Source organism: Moorena sp. SIO1F2, assembly GCF_010672755.1.
GTDB lineage: Bacteria > Cyanobacteriota > Cyanobacteriia > Cyanobacteriales > Coleofasciculaceae > Moorena.
Map to the genome: position 1 here is coordinate 1 of NZ_JAAHFV010000425.1, position 5,094 is coordinate 5,094.

Annotated in this window: 5 protein-coding genes; 3 read left to right on the plus strand and 2 right to left on the minus strand. The window is 43.6% G+C overall.

What is annotated here, in order from left to right; translation table 11 throughout:
- Nucleotides 1–107 precede the first annotated feature (107 nt).
- Nucleotides 108–956 carry an MFS transporter gene (locus F6J94_RS29955; protein WP_293046988.1) on the plus strand — a complete coding sequence of 283 codons (849 nt, stop codon included), beginning with the start codon at nucleotides 108–110 and terminating at the stop codon, nucleotides 954–956.
- Nucleotides 957–1,209: 253 nt separating this feature from the next.
- Complete coding sequence (locus F6J94_RS29960) at nucleotides 1,210–2,442, plus strand: glycosyltransferase (RefSeq protein ID WP_293046984.1); 1,233 nt, start codon at nucleotides 1,210–1,212, stop codon at nucleotides 2,440–2,442.
- A 172-nt stretch (nucleotides 2,443–2,614) separates the two neighbouring features.
- Here the strand turns inward: F6J94_RS29960 and F6J94_RS29965 are convergent, their stop codons facing one another.
- Complete coding sequence (locus F6J94_RS29965) at nucleotides 2,615–2,866, minus strand: DUF6761 family protein (RefSeq protein ID WP_075904034.1); 252 nt, start codon at nucleotides 2,864–2,866, stop codon at nucleotides 2,615–2,617.
- 376 nt (nucleotides 2,867–3,242) lie between these two features.
- Between F6J94_RS29965 and F6J94_RS29970 the strand changes: the two genes are divergently transcribed.
- Nucleotides 3,243–3,977: a response regulator transcription factor gene (locus F6J94_RS29970; RefSeq protein ID WP_293046986.1), complete on the plus strand. Its 735-nt coding sequence runs from the start codon at nucleotides 3,243–3,245 to the stop codon at nucleotides 3,975–3,977.
- 42 nt (nucleotides 3,978–4,019) lie between these two features.
- Here the strand turns inward: F6J94_RS29970 and F6J94_RS29975 are convergent, their stop codons facing one another.
- A complete protein-coding gene (locus F6J94_RS29975) occupies nucleotides 4,020–5,081 on the minus strand; it encodes a DUF5009 domain-containing protein (RefSeq protein ID WP_293046990.1) in 1,062 nt (353 codons plus the stop codon).
- Between the last annotated feature and the right edge of the window lie 13 nt (nucleotides 5,082–5,094).

Below are 5,094 nucleotides of genomic sequence, written 5' to 3' on the forward strand. Positions count from 1 at the left end.
CGGTCCAAGAATCTTGGCAGTTGCCCTAGAGGCTTGCATCATGCCATTAGCACGGCTAAGATGTTCTTGGACCGACCTTGGCGGGTGTCCTGCTGGAGACCATCCACTTGCAGGGAATTCTATTAATAGACTTCATCACATTCATCTTTGCCCTAGCAACATTGCTAAGTATTCAGATTCCCCATCTCCAGTCTACCCATCACACTAATCAAAAGCAAGCCCACTTCTCTCAACTGCGCCAAGATCTAGTATCAGGCTGGCGTTACATTGCCAAACGCCAAGGACTACGAGGGTTGCTGATGTTCTTTGCCGTGGTCTACTTCAGTATGGGTATTCTTCAGGTGTTGTTCTGGCCACTGGTGTTAAGTTTTGCCTCCAGTGCTGAACTTGGGGTGATTTTATCTATTGGCGGTTGTGGGATGCTGATTGGTAGCTTGGTCATGACTACCTGGGGAGGACCCAAGCCCAGGATATACGGTATTTTTAGCTTTGTAATCCTGCAAGGCTTGTTCTTACTTTTAGGTGGGTGCCGCGCTTCTGTGAGCTTGGCTGCTCTTGGGGCTTTTGGTGTCTTATTTGCTCAACCCATTATCGTTAGTTGTAATCAGACTATCTGGCAGAACAAAGTCCCAGCTAATCTGCAAGGACGGGTCTTCGCCTTACAACTGGCCATCGAAAACTCCTTATTGATCCTTGCCCACATGCTAACCGGACCGTTAGTCGATCATGTTTTAGAACCGATGATGGCTACCGATGGATTGTTAGCAGGTAGTATTGGCCATATCATTGGAGTTGGTCCAGGGCGTGGCATGGGCTTGCTGTTACTGTTGATGGGAATTCTGAACATCCTGGCAAGCTTTATCGCTTATCGATATCCACCCATACGGCGAGTGGAAAAGGAACTGCCGGATGCGATTCACCCTAACCTAGGTTTAACTACCTCTAGTAGTGTTTGATAGCAAATCCGCTTCAAAAACCCTCTTTATGATTCCAACATTCTTTCTCCTGTTCTCAGTCACGCTTAGTCACGCTTAGTCACGCTCCTCATGCTTTTTGCTTAAAAAGGGGGTAATTAACCCGGATTTGGTATGAAACGTTATTAGATTTGCCTGATCTGTTCTGCTGAGGATTTATGCAAAAATTGATCCATCCTCAATACTTTGGCTCTACAGATTAAACACGCTCTGAGTGTAATAGATTCTACTAACCATGAAAATTGCTATTATCACCTCTGGATTCTTGCCTGTCATTGATGGCGTAACAGTTAGTGGATTATCTAGGCTACAACGACTGAGTCAGTGGGGACACCAGGTGTTGTTATTTTGTCCTGACTACAGTGCGTTAGAAGATGTCTATCCCAATTGGCGAGATTATACTGGTCAAATCCTGCCTGGAGTGAGAATCATCAATTTACCGAGTACCTCATTCATGGACTTAGAGTTTGAGCGTCAGGTGCGTAGAAGTTCCTATTCAATCCTCCTCCAGGATTTAAAAAAATTCCAGCCCGATATTATTCATGTTGATGAACCAGAAAGACTGTTTTTTGGATTTTTTCGAGTGCCTGGGGTGGCTTTTGCTAAAAAGGCTGGTATTCCCTGTGTGAGTTTTTTTAGGACTAATTTTCTCGACTATGCCGAAGATTACTTTTCTCTACCATCTTTGGTCGTTGCTGGAATTAAATTTATTTTTAAAACCATATTGCTTTCGGTGTATAATTCTTATGATGTCACCCTAGTGTCTAGTCGGATTACCCATAAAAAAATTATCGATCTAGGCATTAAAAATACCCTATATGCCAATTTACTTGGCTTTGATGCTAGTAAATTCTCTGCGGATTTACAGGAGGAACAGTTTTTTGAGAAGAACTATGACCTTAGAGGGGTTGACAGTAAAGTTAAGTTAGTTTTCTTAGGTAGGTTAACTCCAGATAAGGGGTGGGAATTTACCCTAAATGCCTTTTCGCGAGTTGTACAAAAGGTCAACAGTGACCAAATCGCACTGATCATTGTTGGTGATGGTCCGATGCGGGATGAGATTGCTACCAGGTTAAGCAAATTAACACCAAATAGTTACTTCCTAGGTAGAGTCCCACCGGAAAATGTTCCAGCTTTGTTGGTCAACAGTGATATTCATATCACAGCATCTGAGAAGGAGACTAGAGGGCTAACTATATTAGAAGCCTTTGCTGCTGGAATTCCTGTGCTCGCTCCTGAAGCAGGTGGGGTAGTGGAGAATATCCAAGACGGATGGAATGGCTTTTTGTTCACTCCCCAGAATCAGGAAGATTTCTCCGACAAGCTCAAAGTATTAATTGAGAACCCAGCGTTGCGACAGGAAATGGGTCGCAACGGTAGGGAGTGTGTTTCCCAATATGGTTGGGATCAGAGGGTTGAGAATTTAGTTGCTATTTGGGAAAAGCAGATTGCTAAGAAAACCCACTGATATCAAGTCCAGTTAATTACTCAAGAGAATAGCCTATCGCTTTTTGGGAATGGGTAATGGGTAATGGGTAATGGGTAATGGGTAATGGGTAATTGCCTATTACCAGCTAACGGATAGGATGAGTACTCCAATAGACTTGATATGATTGAGTGGGGTTCTGTGTGTTTAAGGTTTAAAAGTAGTCGGTTTCTGGCTGCGGCATTGGTACCATCTCAAAGTTGGATGGATCACGAAGATAACGAATGGCATCTTCTTCTAAGCGGTAGGTTATATAGGATTCAAGGGTATTTGTGTGTTTGAGGGCAGAAAGATAGCCATCGATATATAGCCGCAATTCATCGAAGCTATAACCTCGATTCCACAAATCGACTAGGGAGTCAGTAAGTTTTTGATAGCAGCGTATAGCTTGAGGATCTTGCAGCATAGTCTTAATAAATTTTGAGTATCAACAGTAGTGGTATTGGCTCACTCAGTAGAAACTCGGATACGCCAACTTAATTTCAGTTTAGCAAAAGTAGCAAGTCCTCGATACGTTTCTCAATTATTTGTTATGTTAGCTAGACTAAATTGCATCTTATATGCTATAATTAAAAATGCTCAGTTAAAATTAATGGTAAATTAAAATTTTACTATTGTCCTTATTGTCCCTCTGACCTGGTCGCGATCGTGCCACTAGGAAGTCGTATTTTAAGAACCCAAGCCAATATCGGTATCATCAGTAGCAGTTGTTACAGAATGTTGACGTGACCTTTGCTAGGATTAGATCCCAACGGCTAAGGCTAAGAGGACTTTAAAGTGCCGTGGGCTCAGTTAGAATTCAGATTATTGAAGGAAACCCTCATTTGCGATCGCTTCTAGGGTCGCACCTGAAGAAATCCGGCTATGGGGTATATCAATCACAAAATCTTGATCAAGCCAAGGAAGACTTTCACCATCGCCAACCTACTCTGGTTATCCTAGACTCTGATTTACCAGACAGCGATGGAGTTGAGTTCTGCTGCTGGCTTCAGCAACAGCGAAAATCTCTAATTTTAATGTTGTCTGCTCGTAATAGTGAAAGAGATATCGTCACTGGTCTTAAAGCTGGGGCAGATGATTACCTGACCAAGCCCTTTGGTATACAGGAATTTATGGCACGGGTAGAAGCCCTAATTCGTCGCCTCCGCATTACGGTGGCTCCCCTGTCTCTAGACTACGGTGATCTCAAAATTGATTTAGTCCAGCGTCGTGTCCGCTTTAAAGAAGAGTTTATTGACCTGACTCCCCAAGAATTTAGTTTGCTCTACGTACTCGCCCAAGCAGAGGGAATGGCTTTGAGTCGGTCTGAATTATTGCGCCGTGCTTGGCCCAATGCGATTGACAATCCGCGCACCATCGATACCCATGTCCTTGCCCTGCGCAAAAAAATAGAAACCGATCCTCGACAACCCAGCATTATTCAAACGGTTCGCAATGTTGGCTATCGGTTTAATCAAGGGATAAGTGAGAATAATCCAACACCTGGGACAGAATTGGCAACTCATAAGAGTTATTAGAGGTTGTTGGTTAATTAACCCTTAACCCTTAACCCTTAACCCTTAAATTTTGATCAACCAGCGTCGCCGATACATCCCATAGAGAATCACCCACCACAACAGTACATTGACTATCGCAAAGATCAAAGAACCATTGATCGCTCCCGCCCACGACCGAAACAGATTTTCATAAATCCAAGTATAGGTACTCACAGCATTATCACCTGTCCCTACCTTAGTTCGATACAGGATGCGAACTACTAAACCAGATGCGACAAACAGAAAAATTGCGTTTAACCCCATCACTTCTAGGGGCCATCCCCATCGGCGAAATCCCCGCACTTCAATTAACTCATAACAAGCCGCCAGTAACAGCATCGACCAACCAGCAGCAAAGACGACATAGGAACTTGTCCATAGCTGCTTGTTAATTGGGAACCAGAAATCCCAAACCCAGCCTAAACCAAGACAACCTAGACCAAATAGTACTAATCCCAAACTAGTACGGGACTGTATCGGTTGATGGCGTAGCCAATCCCCAACGAAATAGCCAGCCAAAACAGTTACTACCGCCGGTAAGGTGCTAAACAGTCCTTCTGGATCAAATTGAGCTTGTTTATATAAATGGTTTGTTCCCAATACCATACGGTCGATATAGGCAGCAAAATTCCCTTCCGGTGTCAGATTACCAGCACCATAATCAGGAACTGGCAATAAAGACATCGCTGCCCAGTACCCTAGCAAAACTATTCCGGTCAGTACCCACAAACCCCGTCGTTTTAGATTTAGCACTGCTACAGCACTAAGGAGATAGGCAAGACTAATGCGCTGCAAGACACCCATAATCCGAATAGTATCCCAGTTGTAAGTCGGAAAACCATTGAGCAATAAGCCTAGGGCAAATAGAATGGCGCATCGCCTGCCAATACGCCAATATCCTTGGGATAGGGATTGGTTGTTATTGGTGTACTTGACTAAGGAAAAAGCCATTGCTACACCAGCAATAAATAAAAAGGCAGGAAATACTAAGTCTGTGGGTGTAAAACCATGCCACTTAGCGTGAAGTAAGGGGGGATAGACATAAGACCAACTTCCTGGATTGTTGACTAGAATCATGCTAGCCATGGCTTTTTCCTTA

What these genes read in the sequence shown, in the direction of transcription:
- F6J94_RS29960 (WP_293046984.1), top strand. Translation starts at nt 1,210, where the DNA reads ATGAAAATTGCTATTATCACCTCTGGATTCTTGCCTGTCATTGATGGC.
- F6J94_RS29965 (WP_075904034.1), bottom strand. Translation starts at nt 2,866, where the DNA reads ATGCTGCAAGATCCTCAAGCTATACGCTGCTATCAAAAACTTACTGAC.
- F6J94_RS29975 (WP_293046990.1), bottom strand. Translation starts at nt 5,081, where the DNA reads ATGGCTAGCATGATTCTAGTCAACAATCCAGGAAGTTGGTCTTATGTC.